The organism is Roseimicrobium gellanilyticum (assembly GCF_003315205.1).
Lineage (GTDB): Bacteria > Verrucomicrobiota > Verrucomicrobiia > Verrucomicrobiales > Verrucomicrobiaceae > Roseimicrobium > Roseimicrobium gellanilyticum.
The window spans coordinates 377,599-396,220 of the sequence record NZ_QNRR01000005.1 but is presented as its reverse complement, the minus strand read 5'-3'; the positions used below and the strand labels follow the sequence as shown (position 1 = coordinate 396,220).

13 protein-coding genes are annotated in these 18,622 nt (G+C 59.3%); 6 read left to right on the top strand and 7 right to left on the bottom strand.

Annotated elements, in window-relative coordinates:
- The first annotated feature begins 6 nt into the window (after positions 1-6).
- Positions 7-1,914 (top strand): monovalent cation:proton antiporter-2 (CPA2) family protein, encoded by a 1,908-nt coding sequence (locus DES53_RS16435; RefSeq protein ID WP_113959367.1) that lies wholly within the window; start codon positions 7-9, stop codon positions 1,912-1,914.
- Positions 1,915-2,132: 218 nt separating this feature from the next.
- Here the strand turns inward: DES53_RS16435 and DES53_RS16430 are convergent, their stop codons facing one another.
- A complete protein-coding gene (locus DES53_RS16430; protein ID WP_170157172.1) occupies positions 2,133-2,744 on the bottom strand; it encodes a Maf family protein in 612 nt (203 codons plus the stop codon).
- A gap of 7 nt (positions 2,745-2,751) precedes the next feature.
- Positions 2,752-2,973, bottom strand: coding sequence for a YgdI/YgdR family lipoprotein (locus DES53_RS33045; RefSeq protein WP_170157171.1), 222 nt, complete (start codon positions 2,971-2,973; stop codon positions 2,752-2,754).
- Positions 2,974-3,097: 124 nt separating this feature from the next.
- On the opposite strand from DES53_RS33045, the gene DES53_RS16420 reads away from it, so the two are divergent.
- Positions 3,098-3,655, top strand: coding sequence for a class I SAM-dependent methyltransferase (locus DES53_RS16420; protein WP_170157170.1), 558 nt, complete (start codon positions 3,098-3,100; stop codon positions 3,653-3,655).
- Here DES53_RS16420 and DES53_RS16415 read toward each other — a convergent pair.
- Positions 3,644-3,982 carry an HU family DNA-binding protein gene (locus DES53_RS16415; protein WP_113959364.1) on the bottom strand — a complete coding sequence of 113 codons (339 nt, stop codon included), beginning with the start codon at positions 3,980-3,982 and terminating at the stop codon, positions 3,644-3,646. The two genes, DES53_RS16420 and DES53_RS16415, sit on opposite strands and share 12 nt — an antisense overlap.
- A gap of 113 nt (positions 3,983-4,095) precedes the next feature.
- The gene (gene rnhC, locus DES53_RS16410) at positions 4,096-5,028 is read right to left on the bottom strand and encodes a ribonuclease HIII (protein ID WP_113959363.1); all 933 of its coding nucleotides are present in this window, start codon (positions 5,026-5,028) and stop codon (positions 4,096-4,098) included.
- Positions 5,029-5,110: 82 nt separating this feature from the next.
- Between rnhC and DES53_RS16405 the strand changes: the two genes are divergently transcribed.
- The 4 genes from DES53_RS16405 (at position 5,111) to DES53_RS16390 (ending at position 9,374) form a co-directional block, all read left to right on the top strand.
- Positions 5,111-6,154, top strand: a complete 1,044-nt coding sequence (locus DES53_RS16405) for an A/G-specific adenine glycosylase (RefSeq protein WP_170157169.1) — start codon at positions 5,111-5,113, stop codon at positions 6,152-6,154.
- Positions 6,155-6,218: 64 nt separating this feature from the next.
- Complete coding sequence (gene trpB / locus DES53_RS16400; RefSeq protein ID WP_113959361.1) at positions 6,219-7,436, top strand: tryptophan synthase subunit beta; 1,218 nt, start codon at positions 6,219-6,221, stop codon at positions 7,434-7,436.
- Between the two features lie 17 nt (positions 7,437-7,453).
- Positions 7,454-8,038: a class I SAM-dependent methyltransferase gene (locus DES53_RS16395; protein WP_113959360.1), complete on the top strand. Its 585-nt coding sequence runs from the start codon at positions 7,454-7,456 to the stop codon at positions 8,036-8,038.
- Between the two features lie 19 nt (positions 8,039-8,057).
- On the top strand, positions 8,058-9,374 hold the full coding sequence (locus DES53_RS16390) for a glycosyltransferase family 2 protein (protein WP_113959359.1): 1,317 nt from the start codon (positions 8,058-8,060) through the stop codon (positions 9,372-9,374).
- A gap of 29 nt (positions 9,375-9,403) precedes the next feature.
- Here DES53_RS16390 and DES53_RS16385 read toward each other — a convergent pair whose 3' ends face one another.
- The 3 genes from DES53_RS16385 to DES53_RS16375 form a co-directional block, all read right to left on the bottom strand.
- On the bottom strand, positions 9,404-13,930 hold the full coding sequence (locus DES53_RS16385; RefSeq protein WP_113959358.1) for a non-ribosomal peptide synthetase: 4,527 nt from the start codon (positions 13,928-13,930) through the stop codon (positions 9,404-9,406).
- Positions 13,931-14,035: 105 nt separating this feature from the next.
- Positions 14,036-16,297 carry an FkbM family methyltransferase gene (locus tag DES53_RS16380; protein WP_113959357.1) on the bottom strand — a complete coding sequence of 754 codons (2,262 nt, stop codon included), beginning with the start codon at positions 16,295-16,297 and terminating at the stop codon, positions 14,036-14,038.
- Positions 16,298-16,387: 90 nt separating this feature from the next.
- Positions 16,388-18,589, bottom strand: a complete 2,202-nt coding sequence (locus DES53_RS16375; RefSeq protein WP_113959356.1) for an FkbM family methyltransferase — start codon at positions 18,587-18,589, stop codon at positions 16,388-16,390.
- Positions 18,590-18,622: the final 33 nt, after the last annotated feature.

The window sequence follows — 18,622 nt, the reverse complement described above, 5'->3', positions numbered from 1 at the left end:
ACCCGCATGCATCTCGAGACCTTCCTCGCCCAGGCATTCATCTACCTGCTTGCCGCCGTGGTTTCTGTGCCCGTGGCCAAACGGCTGGGGATGGGTTCGGTGCTGGGTTACTTGATCGCCGGAGCCTTGATTGGCCCCTTTGTCCTGGGATTCATTGGCAAGGAGGGCCAGGACGTGATGCACTTCGCCGAGTTCGGCGTGGTGATGATGCTCTTCCTCGTGGGGCTGGAGCTTCAGCCCAAGCTGCTGTGGCGTCTGCGTGGTCCGGTGATGGGCATGGGCGGCGCCCAGGTGTTGGGCACGGGCGCGGTCATCGCCCTGGTCGGGTGGCTCATGCAGTATCCCGGAAAACAAGCCATCGCGGCGGGCCTCATCCTGGCGATGTCCTCCACGGCCATCGCGCTGCAGACCCTCGCGGAGAAGGGGCTCATGAAGACCAGCGCCGGCCAAGCGAGCTTCGCCATTCTGCTGTTCCAGGATCTCGCGGTCATTCCGTTGCTCGCGGTACTGCCACTGCTCTCCAGCCATGTGGGCGCAGCGGTTCCGCATGCCGAGCACGGGAGTGGCCACAGCCTCGCGGAGGGGCTCCCAGGCTGGCAGCAGGCGTTGCTCACCTTTGGTGCAGTGGCGTTGATCGTAGGTGGTGGCCGCTACCTCATCCGTCCCATCTTCCGTTACATCGCAAGAACGCAGTTGCGGGAAATGTTCACCGCCACCGCGCTTCTGCTGGTGATGGGTACTGCGCTGCTGATGCAGTCGGTGGGTCTGAGTGCTGCGCTGGGGACGTTCCTCGCGGGTGTGGTGCTGGCAGAGAGTGAATTCCGCCATGAGTTGGAATCGGACCTGGAGCCGTTCAAAGGATTGCTGCTCGGCATCTTCTTCATCGCGGTGGGAGCGAGCATCGACTTTGGACTGGTGGGATCACAGCCGATGGATATCGCGCTTTGGATCGCGGGAATGATTCTGCTGAAGGGAATCGTGCTCTTCGCGGTGGCGCGCTTCAGCGGACTGTGTCTGCCAGAAAGTCTGCTCATGGCGTGCGCGCTCTCGCAAGGTGGCGAGTTCTGCTTTGTGCTCTTTTCCGTGGCACAATCGGGCGGGGCGCTTCCGCCGGAACTCAGCAGCAAGCTCACCGCCGTGGTCGCACTCAGCATGGCAGTCACACCCATCCTGCTTTTGATTTACGAGAAGATGCTGCTCCCTCGCCTGCAAAAGCGCGAGAACGAACGTGAGCCGGATGCCATTCCGGAAAGCGACAATCCGGTGCTCATCGCTGGATATGGCAGGTTCGGCCACATCGTGGGCCGCCTGCTTGCGGTGAATCGCATCAATGCCACCGTGCTCGACCTCGACTCCGAACAGGTGGACTTCCTCCGGCGCATGGGCATGAAACTCTTCTATGGCGATGCCAGCCGCCTGGACCTGCTGCACAGCGCAGGCGCTTCAAGAGCCAAGCTCTTCATCCTCGCCATCGACGACGAAGAAAAGAGTCTCAAGATCATCGAGACCGTGAGACACAACTTCCCGCATCTCACGATCCTGGCACGTGCCTCGGGACGCATCCATGCGTATGAGATGGTGCGGCGAGGGGCACACTACATCTATCGCGAGACCCTGGGCAGCTCGCTGGATCTCGGCAAGGAGGCTCTGCGACTGATGGGAATTCCTGCCCACGAAGCCCATCGTGCCGCAAAGAAGTTCCGTGAGTTCGACGAGCGCTCCATTCGCAATATGGCGGACGTGTGGTTCGAGCATAAGGACGGCGATGCTTATGTGAACGCCGCGCGCGATCAGATTGCGGAAATGGAGAAGCTTTTTGCGGTGGATGCTGAGGTGCGTGAAAGCCCAAGCGATGAGGCTTGGGATACGGAGTCGCTCAGGAATGAAGCGCTGGAGGAGGAAGGCAAGCAGTAGCCACGCACCGGGTGTGAAACGAGCGTCAGCCCGCAGGGAGCGGCACTAGCCTAGTGCCGTCATGTAACGTCATCGACGTGGCGTAAGGGACTGAGCGGTTGTGGACGATTGGAAATCACAGGTCGAAGAAAGAGGCTCCGCACCCAGTTTTTCCCACCACCGGCACTAAGGCTAGTGCCGCTCCCTGCGAATGCCCCGCGCTTCACACCATGTGGCACTTACCTTGTCAAAAACACCCTCAGTTCCTCATTCAGCCGCTCCATCGGCAGGCCTTTCACGTTGGACCATGAGCCCTCCACGCGCTCGATGATCATCGCGCTCTCATCCTGCACTGCGTAGGCGCCAGCCTTGTCGAGCGGCTGGATGCGGGAGTGGTAGTCCCGAATGATCTCCTCCGTGAGCAGCTTGAAGGTTACCTCGCTGATGACGGGGAACGTGCGCTCCTCCGCACCGCCACGGGCCACGATGGCCACACCGGTGCACACCTTGTGCGTGCGACCGCTGAGGCGGCGCAGCATGCCTGCGGCATCCTCCAGATCCGCCGGCTTGCCGATGGGCTTATCATCGAGGTAGACCAACGTGTCCGCGGCGACAATCACGGCATTCGGTCGCTGGCTCGCGACGGCCATGGCCTTGAGCCGGGCGTTCTCGATCGTGAGGGACTCGCAGGTGAGGGATTCATCATGGGCCTCCTCCACCTCAGGCACGAGCACCTCGAAGGTATAGCCCGCTTCCTGCATGAGCTCCGTGCGGCGCGGTGAAGCAGAGGCCAGCACCAGTGGCGCCGTTCCGGGCTTGAGATTGTCGCTGCCGTTTCCTTCGTGCGCCATGCTGCTGTTAGAGCTCATTCATCATGAGAATCTCGTCCGAGCGAATGAGCGCATCCTTGTCATTCAGCGCGCGGAACTTGTAGTAGCCTGTCTTTGAGTTGTACTCCGGCTTGCTCGCCGTCATGAACTCACGCCCATCACGCAGCGTGATCTTGTAGTGGGAGGAACTGCAGCCAGCGCAGGCAAGCATGGCCAGCGCAGTCAGGGCAAGACAAAGGCGGATGATCATAGGGTCATTTCCCGAATCGCTCCCATAAAACTGTTCGCGTGCCCCCGCAACCACGGATAGCGTCACGTCAATGTCATGGGTGTTTTTGAAAGAGTTTGTACGCAATTGGGAGACTACGGGGGCCGTGGCGCCTTCCTCTCTGGCTTTGGCTCGCCGCATCGCGGAAGCAGCCAAAATCCATGAGTCCAAAAGAGTCCTGGAGCTGGGTCCGGGCACCGGAGCCCTGACTGAAGCGGTCGCCGAGGCCCTGCCCAAAGGGAGCGAATACCTGGGTCTCGAGCTCAATGAAATCTTCGTGAAGCAGCTTGGTCAGCGATTCCCCAACCTCCGCTTCGAAGCAGTCCCGGCCCAGGAGTTTGACTTCAATCAATGGCCGGGAGAAGGCGAAACCTTTGATGCCGTGGTGAGTGGACTGCCCTGGACGGCCTTTCCTGAGAGCCTGCAGAAGGCCATTCTCGACCACGTGCTACCCCGCCTGCGCCCGGGTGGCATCTTCGTCACCTTTGCCTACACAGGCTTCCACCTTCTTCCCAAGGGAAGGTGCTTCCGGGATTTGCTCGCCAGCCGCTGCTACAAGCTGACCACCACCACCACCGTGTGGGGGAATCTACCGCCGGCATTCGTATATGTAGCCACCGCAGGTGAAGCGGTGGCTCCAGCGAATTCCAATTCAGGCCGGTGATGAAGGGGCGTCTCCGTCATTGCTCACCAGTTTGGGGAGCACGGAGGCGACTTGGGCCTTCATTTCATTGCCCGGCTTGAAGCGCACCACAGAGCGTGGCGGGATCTGCATCTCTGAACCGGGCTTGTTGGGATTGCGCCCAATTTTAGGCTTGGCCACGCGAACTTCGAACGTGCCGAAGCGACGCAGGGTCACTTCGTTCCCTTTCGAGAGTTCCTCGGTGATGAGATCCAGCACATGCTGAAGCATGTCAAATACCTGATTCTGAGTCAGGCCTGTCCGGTTGCTCAATTCGACAACGAGGTCGCGCTTCGTGATCGTAGCCATGAGATGAGAGGGAGGATGAGGTTGCCGCTAGGGGACTAATTCCCAACCGAAAAATGCACGTTAGTGTAGCAAACAACGCGCCTCGTGTACAAAAAGATCGTCTAAAGTTATCTCTATGTGCTTGAGGATGCGGCAGATACCTCTTGCGCCGTTCTGAAGTGCATTTTTGAGAATTTTGCAAGCCCTTCAACTCCAAGCTTTTGCACAATTTTTACGCCTGTGGCTTTTACGGATGCGGAAACACCCTTGCCGAGAGTAAAGCCGATTTTAGGGCTATTTTGGTCGAGCCATTGCACGAATTTTTCCCGTGCGAAGATGGAAGCAGCCGCCACTGCGGGGTCACTTTCGGCTTTTGTCCGCTGTTCCAAAATAATTCCACGCCCCTTTTCTTGAAGCGCCTGCTGAAGCACGCGGGGATTGGCAAACTGGTCAGACAGAGCACGTGGGCAGTCGGGTACACGTGCCAGCATGTTCTCAATGATCCTGGCATGCCCCCAGGCGAGCAGCTTGTTCAGGTTTCCAAATTTGGCATATAGCTCGTTGTAACGCTCCGGACCGATGACGATCGTCTCGTGAATCACCTGCGCCTGGCGCATGTCCCGCGCGAGTTCGTAGATCTTTGCATCGGAGCCGATGCGCTTGCTATCCACCACGCCCATCTCCCGGAGCGTGCGCGCCATGTCCGCATCTACATAAGCGCCAGCGATGACGAGTGGACCGAAGAAATCACCCTTGCCGCTTTCATCCACCCCGATGTGGGGAGCGAACATGGAGGGATTGTGCACCTCCTCATAGCCCAGTTCCGCCGCGCCCAGCACCTCGGGCTCAAACGTGAATTTAATGAAGTCCTCAATCCCCTTCCCCTGCAGCACGACCTTGGGTCCCTTTTCATACACGGCGACATTCACCTTCGGCCCGGCAGCGGCGTAGAGGGTATAAGGCTTTGCTTCGAACTCCCAGCCTTTCTCCTCCAAGATGGATCGGAGTTTCGCAGCCTGAAGTTCCGTGATGACCTTGGTATAGGTGGTGAGTGCAGGTGCGGGCATGAGGAGGATGGCGCTTGCAAGCTGGAGCCGCTCGTCGGACGTTCACTTGTCCGCTGGAAATCGTCATCTGTCACTTCCCGTCATGCCAAAACAATCGCCGCTACAGCACCCGGAGGCATTCGCCCAAGCCCTGGGTGCATGGTTCGCGGCGAACGCGAAAGACTACCCCTGGCGCCGCACCACGGATCCATACGCCATCCTCGTGTCTGAGATGATGCTGCAACAGACACAGATCCCCACGGTACTGGGCAAGGGCTACTACACCCGGTGGATGGAGCGTTTCCCGGATGTGCGGACGCTGGCCAAGGCGGAGGAGGCAGAGGTACTCCGCACGTGGGAAGGCCTGGGCTACTACCGGCGCGCGCGTTTCCTGCAACAAATGGCGCGGACCGTGATGGAACGGCACGGAGGTGTGTTTCCAAAGACACTGGAGGAGATACATGCTCTGCCGGGCGTGGGCCGCTACACGGCAGGCGCAGTGATGAGTTTCGCCCATGACCAGGCAGCGCCCATTGTGGATGGCAACGTGGCGCGTGTCCTGGCACGCCTTTGCAACGACGCTACACCCGTGGACTCCACCGAGGGCCAAACCAAGCTCTGGGAGCGGGCCGAGTTGCTGGTGAAGGCTTCCCCCAGTGCCCGTACCCACAACAGCGCACTCATGGAACTCGGTCAGACGGTGTGCCGCGTCTCCTCCCCCACCTGCGGGCAGTGCCCGGTGCAGAAGTACTGCCTTGCCGAGGAGCCCACCTCTCTCCCGGTCAAGGGCGCCCGTGCTTCAGCCACGGAAGTGACGGAGCGTGTCTTCTTCCACCGCACGGAAGAGGGGGTGCTGCTGCAGCAGGAGACCGGCGCGAGACGCACCGGCCTGTGGAAGCTGCCCGCCCTGCCGGAGTGCGAGAAGCTGCCCGGGGTACTCCACAAGTCCCGCTACACCATCACCCGCTACCGGGTCACGCTATGGGTGCATGAAGCCCCTGTTGAAAAAAAGCGCCCTGCGTTGGAAGAGAGTGCATCCGTCCGTGTCATTTCGCATGATGATCTGCCGGACCTCCCCATGCCCAGCCCCTACCGCCGTGCCCTGAATGCCCTGCTGGGGGACAACGCATTCCAGCTGGAGGCCTGAACGCCTATCAGGGAACGCAGAAGTCCTTTGAGACAGCGGGCCTTTGTGCTTTGCTATCGCCCCCATGAGCGCCCCCGCCCCTTCCGCCCTGCCAGATGCCCACGGCCACTTTGGCCAGTATGGAGGCATGTTTGTCCCGGAAACCCTCATGGCGGCTCTTACGGAGCTTACCCACGAATACGAGCGCGCCCGGAAGGATCCCGCCTTCCAGGCCGAACTCGACCGCCTTTTGGGCGAGTACGTGGGCCGTCCGACGCCGCTCTACTTTGCCGAGCGTTGGTCCAAGGAACTCGGCGGTGCCAAGATCTACCTGAAGCGCGAAGACCTGCTCCACACGGGCGCGCACAAGATCAACAACGCCCTCGGTCAGGCCCTGCTCGCCATCCGGCTGGGCAAGAAGCGCATCATCGCCGAGACCGGTGCTGGTCAGCACGGCGTGGCCACGGCCACGGTGTGTGCGAAGTTCAATCTCGAGTGCGTCATCTACATGGGCAGTGTGGACATGGAGCGCCAGGCGCTCAATGTCGCCCGCATGCGTTTCCTCGGCGCCAAGGTCGTGCCAGTGACGGCCGGTCAGGCGACGCTCAAGGAAGCGGTGAATGAGGCCATGCGTGACTGGGTGACGAATGTGCGCACCACGCATTACATTCTCGGCAGCGCTCTGGGCTCGCATCCCTTCCCCATGATCGTGCGCGACTTCCACCGTGTCATCGGTGTCGAAGCACGTCGGCAAATCCTGGAGCGTGAACAACGCCTGCCGGATCTGCTCGTGGCCTGCGTCGGTGGTGGCAGCAATAGCATCGGGCTTTTCCATCCGTTCCTGGGTGACAAGGATGTGCGCATGGTCGGCGTGGAAGCCGGTGGCGAAGGCATCAAGCCGGAGAAGCATGCTGCGCGTTTCCAAGGGGGGCGCCTCGGCGTGCTGCAAGGCACAAAGACCTGGCTGCTGGCCAATGAAGATGGCCAGATCCAGCTGACCCACTCTGTGAGTGCCGGCTTGGACTATCCTGCCATCGGACCCGAACATGCCTACCTGCATGACCAGGGCCGCGTGGAATATGCGTATGCCACGGATGACGAGACGCTGGATGCCTTCCAGACTCTTTCCAAGTACGAGGGGATCATCCCTGCGCTCGAAAGCGCGCATGCGATGGCCTACGTGAAGAAGATCGCCCCGACGATGCAAAAGGACGAGATCATCCTCGCCAACCTCAGCGGTCGTGGTGACAAGGACGTGGCCTCCGCTGCGCGCCATGTCTTCGGTGAGAGCATGAACTTCTAGCCTGTTCGTTTCATTCCATGTCTGCCAGCCATCCCATTGCCCAGGACATGCGGAAGCTGAACGCGCTATTGCGCGACAAAGTTTCCCCACATCTAAAAGCGGCGGCGGACAAGGATCTGAGGCTGCTCAACATCGCGTGCGGGCAATGTGATGAGGCAGAGACTCTGGTGAACTTTGCCAGGGCGCAGACCAGTGGCGACGTGAAGTTGATTGGTGCAGACATCCGAATCCGCGAGATCCTGCAGGCACGGGAGAATCACGCCCACCTTCCCGCTGAGTTTCTGCTGGAAGACGCCACCAAGCTCTCCAAGCACAAGGAGCTGGGTGAGAACTTCGACATGGTGCTGCTCCGCCATCAAAACTTCTGGCACGGCCCGGAGCTGTGGAAGCGCATCTTCGAAGAAGGCCTCACCAAGGTGGGCGAGGATGGCCTGCTGGTCATCACGAGCTATTTTGACAAGGAACATCAACTCGCACTGGATGCGCTGCAGAACCTCGGAGCCGAGCTCGTGCTCACGCATCACAATGAAGATTCCCGCAAATTACTGACCCCCGGCAAGTTCGTGGACAAGCACCTTGCGGTGCTGCGTCGACGCCGCTAGGAACAGTCCTTCTCTCTCAATGGCACGCCTTGATGATCTCCTTGCACGATGGCTGCTGCGACGCGCCACCAGCCGGAGCGACGGCGCCAATGGAACTCCCGGACACGCTGCGGCTCCATCCATCGATCTGAAGGCCCTCCAAGCCCATTCGGAACAGCAGATGGAAGTGATGCGGCGCATGAAGGAAACCACAGACAAACGCAACGTCCGGCACAAGGAATTGCGCAAGCGCGTGGTGCAGCTGAAGCGCGAGCTCAAGCAGACGAAGGTACAAGCCCGGCACGACAGGCATGAGGCCTGGAACTGGGAAACGCGCTATCGCCTCATGCGCTCAGACCTCCGCTCGTATGAGGAAGCCGTGCACCGCAGTCTCACCCGCCGTGGATGCATCGTGGCTCCCGTGTTGGAAGACCCCAGCCGCGTGAACCGCTTCCTGAAGCTCAAGGACAGGGTTTGGAAGACAGAGATGCGCCTGGGGGTGCTGCGCCAGCATGACCCCAAGCCTCTGAAGCTGGACTCCATACCGAAGGTCCTGCCTCCCGGACCACCGGAGTCATGGCCCCTCATCAGCATGGTGACGCCCTCTTATCAGCAGGCTGATTTCCTGGAGCGCACCTTGCATAGCATTCTGAGCCAGGATTATCCCCGGCTCGACTACCACGTGTGGGACGGTGGCAGCAAGGACGGCTCCGTGGACATCATCGAGAAGCACGCAGACAAGCTGGCGTCTTGGGGAAGTGAAAAGGACACCGGTCCTGCCAATGCGATCAACAAGGGCTTCACCCGCTCCAAAGGCGAGATCATGGCATGGCTGAACTCGGACGACCTCCTCGCTCCGGGCGCCCTCCACTACGTGGCTCATTATTTTGCCACTCACCCCGAAGTGGACGCCATCTACGGTCATCGTCTCATCATCAATGAACGCGACTGGCAGGTCGGCCGCTGGGTACTGCCGCGCCACAATGGCGAGATGTTACTGTGGGCTGACTACATCCCCCAGGAGACATTGTTCTGGCGCCGCAGCCTCTGGGAGAAGTGCGGTGGCCACCTCGATGAGAGCTTCAAGTTCGCCTTCGACTGGGACTTACTGCTGCGCTTCCAGCGGGCCGGAGCGCGCATCAAGCGTCTCCCCTGGTGCCTGGGGTGCTTCCGCGTTCACGACCTTCAAAAGTCCAGCGCGGAGATTACCACCACCGGCTTTGCCGAGATGGCCAAGCTGCGTATGCGTGAGCTGGGATCGTCGTTCTCCGAGGAGCGCCTGGGCCATCACGTCGTACTCTACCAGGCAAACGCCGCATGGTGCGACCGCCTTCTGCGCTGGGGCATCCGCTGGTAGCGCAGCTTACCGGGGCAGACCCCGCGTCCCTATGCGCGGATGGCCAGTTCATCCAGTGTGACGGATGGGCGCGCGATGACGGTCTCTACCATCGACACGAGTGCCGACACAAACTTACGGACCTCTTCAGGTTCGTACCTGCGCGCATCAAAAACGCAACAGGCCCGGAGGAAGTCCGATCTATCTTCACGGCTGAGGAAGTTGATGGAGAATCCCCACGGTATCGATCCACCAAGGATCGTTGATTGGTGGGTTCGAATGCCTTCGAGACGCAGAATGGGCCACTCCACATGCGTGTGCATGAACAGGGCCTCGATGGGTGGCACAGGCTTCCCACACGCATGCAAGGCGGCACACAAGTGCTCAAACGGCATGTCCTGATGAGCCTGTGCGTCCAGGACCACCTCACGCACGCGCAGGAGAATATTGGAGAATGTAGGATTGTCGGAGAGATTCGTGCGCAGCACCACGAGGTTCGATCTTGGCCCCATGACGCACTCCATCTCGGAATGGCTCTGACTCGCGAAGTACGTCCCCACGAGCATGTCCGTCTGGCGGGTACGGCGGTACAGGAGGACCTTCGCACAGGCCAGAAGGAGCATGAACAACGTGGCTCCATGCTCCTTCGCAAAATGCCTCGCCTGACTCGTAGTGGTACGTTTGAAGAGCATCCAGAGCACGGACTCCTCCGCCGTGGCCTCCCCGGGTGACGTCCTTGGAAAGGGAAGTTCGACCGCAGGCAGTTTCTCGCTGTCGAGGACTTGCGTCCAGTGGTTGAGCAACCTTCTGCGAGCGACGGTGTCCTTGCCCAGCCACTTCTGTTGCCAGACGGCAAAGTCCGCATACTGCAACGTGGGCTCTGGAAGCAATGCCTGCCGGTCTTCCTTATGCGCGGCGTACAGCACCTCCAGCTCGCGAAGCAAAATGCGGCGGACACTGGAGTCGTACGTCAGCGGGTGAAAAATGACGAGGAGAAGGTGCCGTGACTCGCTCCACTGTAGCAGGGTAAAGCGGAGCATCGGTCCCGTGCCATCATCAAGCGTAGCATGGGTGATACCGCTGATGAGCTTCGACAGCTCAGGTGAGCGCCTGGGTGCGCGGCTCAGAGCAAGGACTTCCACCGTCACCGGTTCCGCAGGAGCGATGTTCTGGACCATTCTTCCCTGCTGCCCTTCCAGCCGGGTGCGCAAGATGTCATGCCTCCTCACGACTTCCGTCAGGCTCTGCTCGAGGGCCTTTACATCCAGTGCTCCTTTCAGGCGGAAGCACACCAGCAGATTGGCTGCATCGTCGGGCTTGCGGTGTAGGTAGCCAGACCAGATTCGCTCCTGAAAGGACGACGCCTGAGGAGGCCCTTTTAAGGCAACCTTCGTGATGGGTGTCGTCAGCTCATCAGCACTTCCCAATCCAACCTTCTGCAAGGCGATGCAGAAGTCCTCGAGCACCGGATTCTCAAACAGAACACGCACCTGGAAGGATTTGTGCAGTGCCTTGCGCACTTTCGAAACGGTCGTCATGGCGAGCAGAGAATGACCTCCAAGTTCAAAGAAGTGATCCTGCATACCAACCAGGGGTATCTCCAGCACTTCAGACCAGATGGAGGCCACGATGTCCTCCGTCTCTGTCCTGGGCGCCACCCTTGTCACAGCCTCCTGGGCATCGTCACCAGTCTCCGACTCCTTCGTCATCAGGAGAGCGAGTAACGCTCTGCGATCCACCTTCCCATTTGAATTCAAGGGCAGCGATTCCAATGGCACGAAAACGGATGGAATCATGTAAGCCGGCAGCCTGCTCTCCAGGTACCTTCGGATCTCGCGAATGGACAGTTTCCGGAAGAGCGACAAGAAGGCCGTGAGTCGCTTGTTGCCTGGGCATTCTTCACGCACCAGCACCACGGCATCGCGCACGTCCCCATGACTGCAGAGTGCGGACTCAATCTCTCCGAGTTCGATCCGATGACCACGGATCTTTACCTGATGATCGACGCGGCCAATGAAGTCGATCGTGCCGTCCGGCAACCAGCGCACCACATCTCCCGTCCGATAGAGCCGACCCACACTCCCACTGCCCAACGGGTGCGTGATGAAACGCTCCTCCGTCAATTCTGGCCGGTTCAAATAGCCATGCGCCAGGCCATCTCCGCCCGCATACAACTCGCCAGGCACGCCGGGAGGCACGGGCCGAAGTTGGGAGTCAAGTACGTAGACGGAGGTGTTGGCAATGGGACGTCCGATGGGAATGGAACCCGCGTCCTTGTCCACGGACTCAATGGCAAGACACGTCGTGAACGTGGTGTTTTCCGTGGGGCCGTAGCAATGGATGATGCGGGTACCTGGCAGGCTCTGCAACGCCCGACGCATGGTCTCCACCGGCATGGTCTCCCCACCGGTAAGGAGCTGTCTTACTCCTCCCAGCGCATCACTGTGGAGCTCCGTCAACTGCTGGAACAACGCTGTGGTGACGAACATCGTCGTGACTCGCTGCGCCTGGATGAACCTCGCGAGATCCTCAATGGCGAATCTGCCCGCTGGAAGAATCTCAACGCGTGCACCATTAAGCAGGGCACCCCAAATCTCGAATGTGGAGGCATCGAACGACACCGGAGCCGCCTGCAAGAACACGTCGTCAGCGGAGATGCTTGCGTAGTCGGCATTGATCACCAGGCGCGCAATTCCCCGATGGGGCACCACCACCCCTTTGGGCCGGCCCGTGGATCCTGAGGTGTAGATGACATAAGCAACAGACTCCGCGTCGACAAGACTCTGGAAGCCGTCGCTGCTTTGGAGTTTGATCTCGGGCCAATCCGTGTCCAGCAAGACCACTTTCGCCACAGTGGCAGGTAGACGCGACGCAAGGCGGGAAACCGTCAGCACCAGCGGCGCACCCGTGTCCTCAAGCATGAAGGCAAGTCTCTCTGTGGGATATTCAGGATCCAGAGGCACATAGGCGCCTCCCGCCTTCATCACCCCCAGGAGTGCGGCGAGCAGATCCAGTGAGCGTTCCAGGCAGACAGCCACCATCGTACCCGGTCCCACGCCCAGACGGCGCAGATGACGTCCCAGGCGATTGGCCCGGAGGTTCAGCTTGTAATAGGTGATGGACTCCGCATTGACTGTTGCCGCCACGGCATCCGGCATCCGTTTCGCCTGCAGCTCAAAGAGTTCGTGGACACATTTCTTCGGATAGCGACGCGCGGTCTTGTTCCAGGCCGTGACGACTTGGTGCCTCGTGGCTTTGCTCACCATTTCAATGTCCCCAAGTCGGCCTCCACGAGATGACGCCATGCTGGCAAGCACCTCCTCCAGGCATTTCATCAGTTGGCTGATGGAGTCCGCGCTGAGTGCACGGCGATCATACACCAGATTCAACTCCAGCGAGCCACCACCTCCATAGACATCGAGAGTCAGTGGATAAGACGTCTGGCATCGAAGTCCAAAACGGCGGCGACGCCATGCTCCGCCCCGGCTTCCCAGTACCTTGTCCCAACTGGGTTCCTGGTAGTTGAAAATGCACTCAAGGAGACGCTCGCCACGCGGCACCTCGCTCCATCTCTGCACATGGGAGAGTGGCACATTCTCAAAAGCACCCATCGCCCTCCATTGTCTGCGCAATGACCCAAGCCACGGAATCAGCTCGTTCTCCGGGGAGATGTCCACACGGACCGGGAGGGTATTGACGAAAAGCCCCACCGACGTGGGCGCGGAGGTAACATTGGATTTGCGGCAGGCCCGTACAGCGCCAAACACCACATCGCCCTCCCCATTGCATCTGCCCAGGACCAGCGCCCACGCGCCCTGCAGCACGGTATTGAGCGTCACGTCGGCGCGCGCGGCAAGCCCCGCGAGTCCGCGTGTCACTCGCGCCGGGAGTTCCACGAGGTGGTCGCCCCAGCAATCACCTTCACCACACCCCTGCATGTTCTGAAAAGGAGCCGGGGTCGGTTTGATGAATCCGGAAAGCTGCTGGCGCCACCAGGCTTCCGCCGAAGACCAGTCCTGCTGCCTGTGCCACGCCACATAGTCACCGAAATGTGACGCGGGCGGGAGCACCGGCTCGGTCCCTGCCAGCAGGCTCTCATAGACAGGGTAAAGCTCATCCAGCAGCAGGAGCATGCCGCGCGCGTCGAGAAGCAGGTGATGGATGGTGAGACACCATCTCCACAACTTCCTGCCCATGCGGACCAATGTCATGCGCAGGAGCGGAGCCTCAGTGAGTGACATGCCACTGCGGCGATCCTCCCGGAAGAAAGCTTCGAAACGGGCCGACTGCTCCCTTCCTGAAGAGTCCCTCCAATCCAGCTCGACAAAAGGCATCCGGATGCTCGGCAACACTTCCCGCACTGGCTCATCCACCTCCTCCCAAAGAAACCGGCTTCGCAGGAGATCATGCCTGTTCACCACTACATTCCATGCCTGCTCAAAGATCTTTGGGTCCAGTCGCTCGTGGGCTTCACAGAAAATCTGCAGCAGGTCCAACCCGGGTTCGGCATGCCTCAGATGGTCTGCGAGCATCCCCTTCTGCATGGGGGAGAGCGAGGCGTATGTTGGATCTTCCATTTCGAGCAGCTCACAAAAATGCCGTGGCAGGGCCACAACGTTTTCTCCGCCGCTTCCGCGGCGCCGGGTCTACTGTCATATGTTGACGAATAGACCAACCGCTTCTTAGCGCTTCATTCGCAGGTTTTCGTTTTTTTCCTTGAGCAGCGTGACCTTGTCTTTGAGTTCCGCGATCTTGGCATGTTTCGCACCCAGCTCTGTCTGCAAATTCTCAAGGGCATCGGCCAGTTGACGAATGACAGCCTCCTTTTCGTGAAGCTGCCTCGCCTGGTCCTGAATCATATCTTCTTTCTGGAAGAGTTCCAAGTGCTCCCTGAAACAGAGCTTCACGTGATGTTCCTGTCGACATGCACGAATTTTTTCCACATCAATTCGGGCAGAATGCAGTATCGCTGCGGAGGTGAAGATGAGATTGCCCCACTGCCCATCCACAAAATGCACGGGATCGAGTTCCACAACTTCATGCTCATCGAAGCGGCTCACTGCAATGCAGTGCTCATATCCCATGGCTCTGGCTGCGGCCATCAAGGCATCAGGGAAGGAGCACGACCAATCTGGATACAGTTGTGGAGTCACGTACTCGCACATCAGGACCTCCGCGCGCACCACTCCCATCCCCTGCAGCACTCGCAGGTCATTTCCCTCGGTGTCGATCTTCAAAACTCCAACCTCGGGGGCTATCACGCCCTCCTGTGCCAGACTCTCCAGGGAGCGGCAAATGACCGGCACTCCTTCGTCATGATGGAAGAGTGTCGCCGATGGAGCTGCTTGCAAAGAATGGAAGTAGTCCAGCGGCTGCCCGGCCTCGTCCGTGGCAATGTGCAACCGACCTTCGTGATCCGTGGCATCGATCGCGAAGGGAAATACTTTGGAACGGGTGTGGGACACCAACTCCTCCAGCACGGGCAGGTGGGCTGAAAAGGGCTCAAACAACACGCCGTCAAACCCAAGTTCAAGAAGCTCCCTGGCAAAAGAACCTTTTTCTGCACCCACGTCGATGAAGGTCTTCCGTGTCACCTTTCCAGCGAGGCTCTTCAGCAACATCGCCTCCGTCTCCTGCTGGTACACACCATCGCGCGGAGTATCGACAGCGACCGGACCGGGACTGGCAGTGCCAGCGGCCACAGATACGCTTGAAGGACTGGCGATCTGCTCTTGGTGCACGTGCGCGTTGATTCCATCGCGGTGATAACCCAGTACCTTTTCGCACAACAGCGCCGCCTCCCACACGTCTTTCACGCCGAACTCCGCCGCATCCAGCTGCATGTAGGGACCACCGTACCGTTTCAACTGATGCAGCGGTGCAGGGGGACAGGTCACGAGCGATTTGCCTCCGTACTCCGCGTCAAACCACGCCAGCAGCGCAGCGTCGTCCGCCGTACTCTTCCGCACGACTTCGCGTAACATCTGCCACTCGGTCTCGTCTGCCGAGCGATACTCGCTCATGGCCAATCGCACCAATTGCTGTCGATCCACCTGCATCTCTGTGTCGTTCGGGAACAACGCCGCCTTGGCACAATGGAACGACTCCGCGCTGTACGAACTGAAGATCGGAAGATCAGGTATCCATGCTGGCCAGTCGCGACCCGTTTTTCGGGACTGGTTGAGCGTCGAGAAATCCCGCGCAATGTTGGACTGGTTCTTCAGGTAGAGCACTGCCACTCCGTTGCTGGCGCCTGAAAGCGCACTGATGGATAGGGGCGCATCCACCGTCCAATACTTCCTCACCAGATGAGCCAGGGCAAATCCGCTGTACACATCCGGGCAATCGCTATGAAATACCTTTCCGGTCCGTTTCCGCAAGGCATCAAACAGACTGCGATGCACAACGGACACATACACCGTGGGCAGCTCGGCATAGCTGATCTTGCCATTGACCACGTCCAGCATGACCTGCCGTGAGTCGCGTGAGCGGATGGGATGGTAGTAGCCCACCTGCTTCAAGGGAAGCAGCAAGGTGTTGGGCGCCGCATGCTCCTGCACAGGCAGGTTTGGCCAGTTGTAGCACACGGCATCCCAACGCAGCAGTTTCGTATCCAGCTTTCTCAGGAGTCGATCCAATTCCCTGAGCGAATGCAGCATCAGGCCATCGTCACTGCCCAGCACCAGGATGAACTCCCCCTGCGCCTGCTCCACGGCAAACTCCCAGTTCTCCTGCATGGCCAGCGTTCGATCCGGTCGAACGCGGCGAATCCTCGGAGAATTGATGCCCTCAATCCGTTCCTGCGTGGCAGTGGTGTCGCCGTTGTCCGACACGACAATTTCATAATCTTCAAAGTCCTGTTCAATGCAGGTCTTCAGTGTTGCCTCCAGGGTCACTGCTGCATTGCGAGTGGGAATGACAACACTGAAGCGCGGACGAGTCATGAGTGGTGATATCAATATCGTCTGAGATGTCACTTCTGGTCGATACTTGTGGAGAGCATTCGCACAAACGTGAAGCTGCAAACAGCGGTATCAGCAGCGTGTGCGCAGGCGCTCATTCTTTTCTTTCAGGACTGCGTTCTTGACCTTCAACTCTTCGATCTTGGCTCTGCGTTCATCCAGCCGTCTCTGCTGATCCAGGCAGACTGTCGCCTGATCCTGGATGCGGGCCTCCTTTTCCAGAAGGACCTGGTGATCTCGCAGACAGGCTTTCACATGCTCACGATGCACATAACGCTGGATGTCGTCGATCTCCTTCTGAGCGGAGCGCAGGAGCGCATCGGAAATGAAGATAAGATTACCCCACTGACCGTCCACAAAGTGAACTGGATCGTTTTCCACCACCTCATGCTCGTCGAAGCGGCTCACCGCTATGCAATGTTCATACCCCATCGCTTTGGCTGCATCCATCACTCCCTCAGGAAATGAGCATGACCAGTCGGGATACAATCTGGGGGTCACGTATTCGCACATCAAGACCTCCGCACGCACGGGTCCCATGCCCTGCAATACTCGCAAATCGTTGCCCTCGGTATCGATCTTCAAGATCCCAACGTCTCGCGCAATCGTCCCTTCACGCACCAGGCTCTCCAGAGAACGGCAGGTGACTGGCACTGCCGCGCCGTGAAAAAAGTTCGTCGCGGATGGCGCTGGCTGCAGGGAATGAAAATACTCCAGCGGCTGCCCCGCCTGATCCGTTGCAATATGCAATTGACCTTCGTGATCCGTGGCATCGATCGCCAGAGGCAACACCTTGGAGCGCGTGCCGGACACCAATTTTTCCAGCACGGGCAGGTGCGTTGCAAAGGGCTCAAACAATACGCCGTCAAATCCCAGCTTCAGAAATTCCCTGGCAAAGGAGCCCTTCTCCGCACCTACATCGATGAAGGTTTTTCGTGTCACCTTTCCAGCGAGGATCTTCAGAATCGCAACTTCGGTCTCCTGCTGATACAGACCCTCGCGCGGCGCTCCGGGCACGGCACCATTGTTTGTCTTCGATCTCTCCAGCGCTGTAGCACCGTCTGCCTTCAGGTGTGCATTGATGCCCTCCTGGCGATAGCCCAGCAGTTTTTCGCACAGCAGAGCCGCCTCCCACACGTCCTTCACACCAAACTCCGCGGCATCCAGTTGCATGTACGCACCCCCATAGTGCTTCAGCGGGTACCGATCCGCTGGCGGGCAGGCAGCCAGTGATTTATCCGCGTATTCCGAGTCAAACCACGCCAGCAGCGAGGCGTCATCCACCATGCTCTTTCGCACGGCTCCACGCACCATCTGCCACTCGGTCTCACTCGCTGAGCGATACTCGCGCATGACGCGCTGCGCCAGCTCCCTGCGACACATTGAAAGTTCTGCATCCTCGGGAAACAAGCGCTCCTTGGCACACTGAAACGAGTGCGCGCTGCAGGTGGAAAACAGGGAAAGATCAGGAATCCACTCCTGCCATCCACGTCCGGCCTTTCTCGCATGGTTCAATGCGTTAAAGTCCTCTGCGATCGGAGAGCTGTTCTTCAAGAAGATGGTCGCCACGCCGTTGCTCACACCTGAGAGCCCATTGATGGACAGGGGCGCATCCAGGGAGCAATAACGCTTCACAAGGTGTGCCAGGGCAAATCCGCTGTACACATCCGGGCAGTCACCATGGAAGACCTTGCCGGTCTGCTTTCTCAATTCATCCAGAAGGCTGTGGTGCACGGCTGAGGAGTACACCGTGGGAAGTTCGGCGTAGCTCACCCTTCCATGGGCTGCGTCCAACATCACGGCTCGCGAATCCCTCCAGCGAATGGGATGATAGGAATCCATCTGCTTCAATGGCAGCAGAAGCGCATTCGGTGGGAGCTGCGCCTGGACGGGCACGGTCGGCCAGTGGTAGCATACGGAGTCCCAGCGCAGCAGCTTGGTGTCCAGCATTCTCAAGAGACGGTCCAATTCCCTGAGAGAATGCAGCATGAGACCATCATCGCTGCCCAACACCAGGACGAACTCTCCCTGCGCCTGCTCCACGGCAAACTCCCAGTTCTCCTGCATGGACAGTGTCCTGTCCGGTCGCACGCAGCGAATCCTGGAAGAATTGATACCTGCGAGCAGCTCCTGTGTGGCAGTCGTGGCGCTGTTGTCGGAGACGAGTATCTCGTAGTCCTCGAACTCCTGCTCCAGGCAGGTCCTCAACGTGGCTCCCAGAGTCGCTTCCGCATTGCGCGTGGGAATGACAACACTGAAGCGAGGGCGAGTCATGGGCAGCGTTGCTTTCGTAGAGAACTTGGTAAA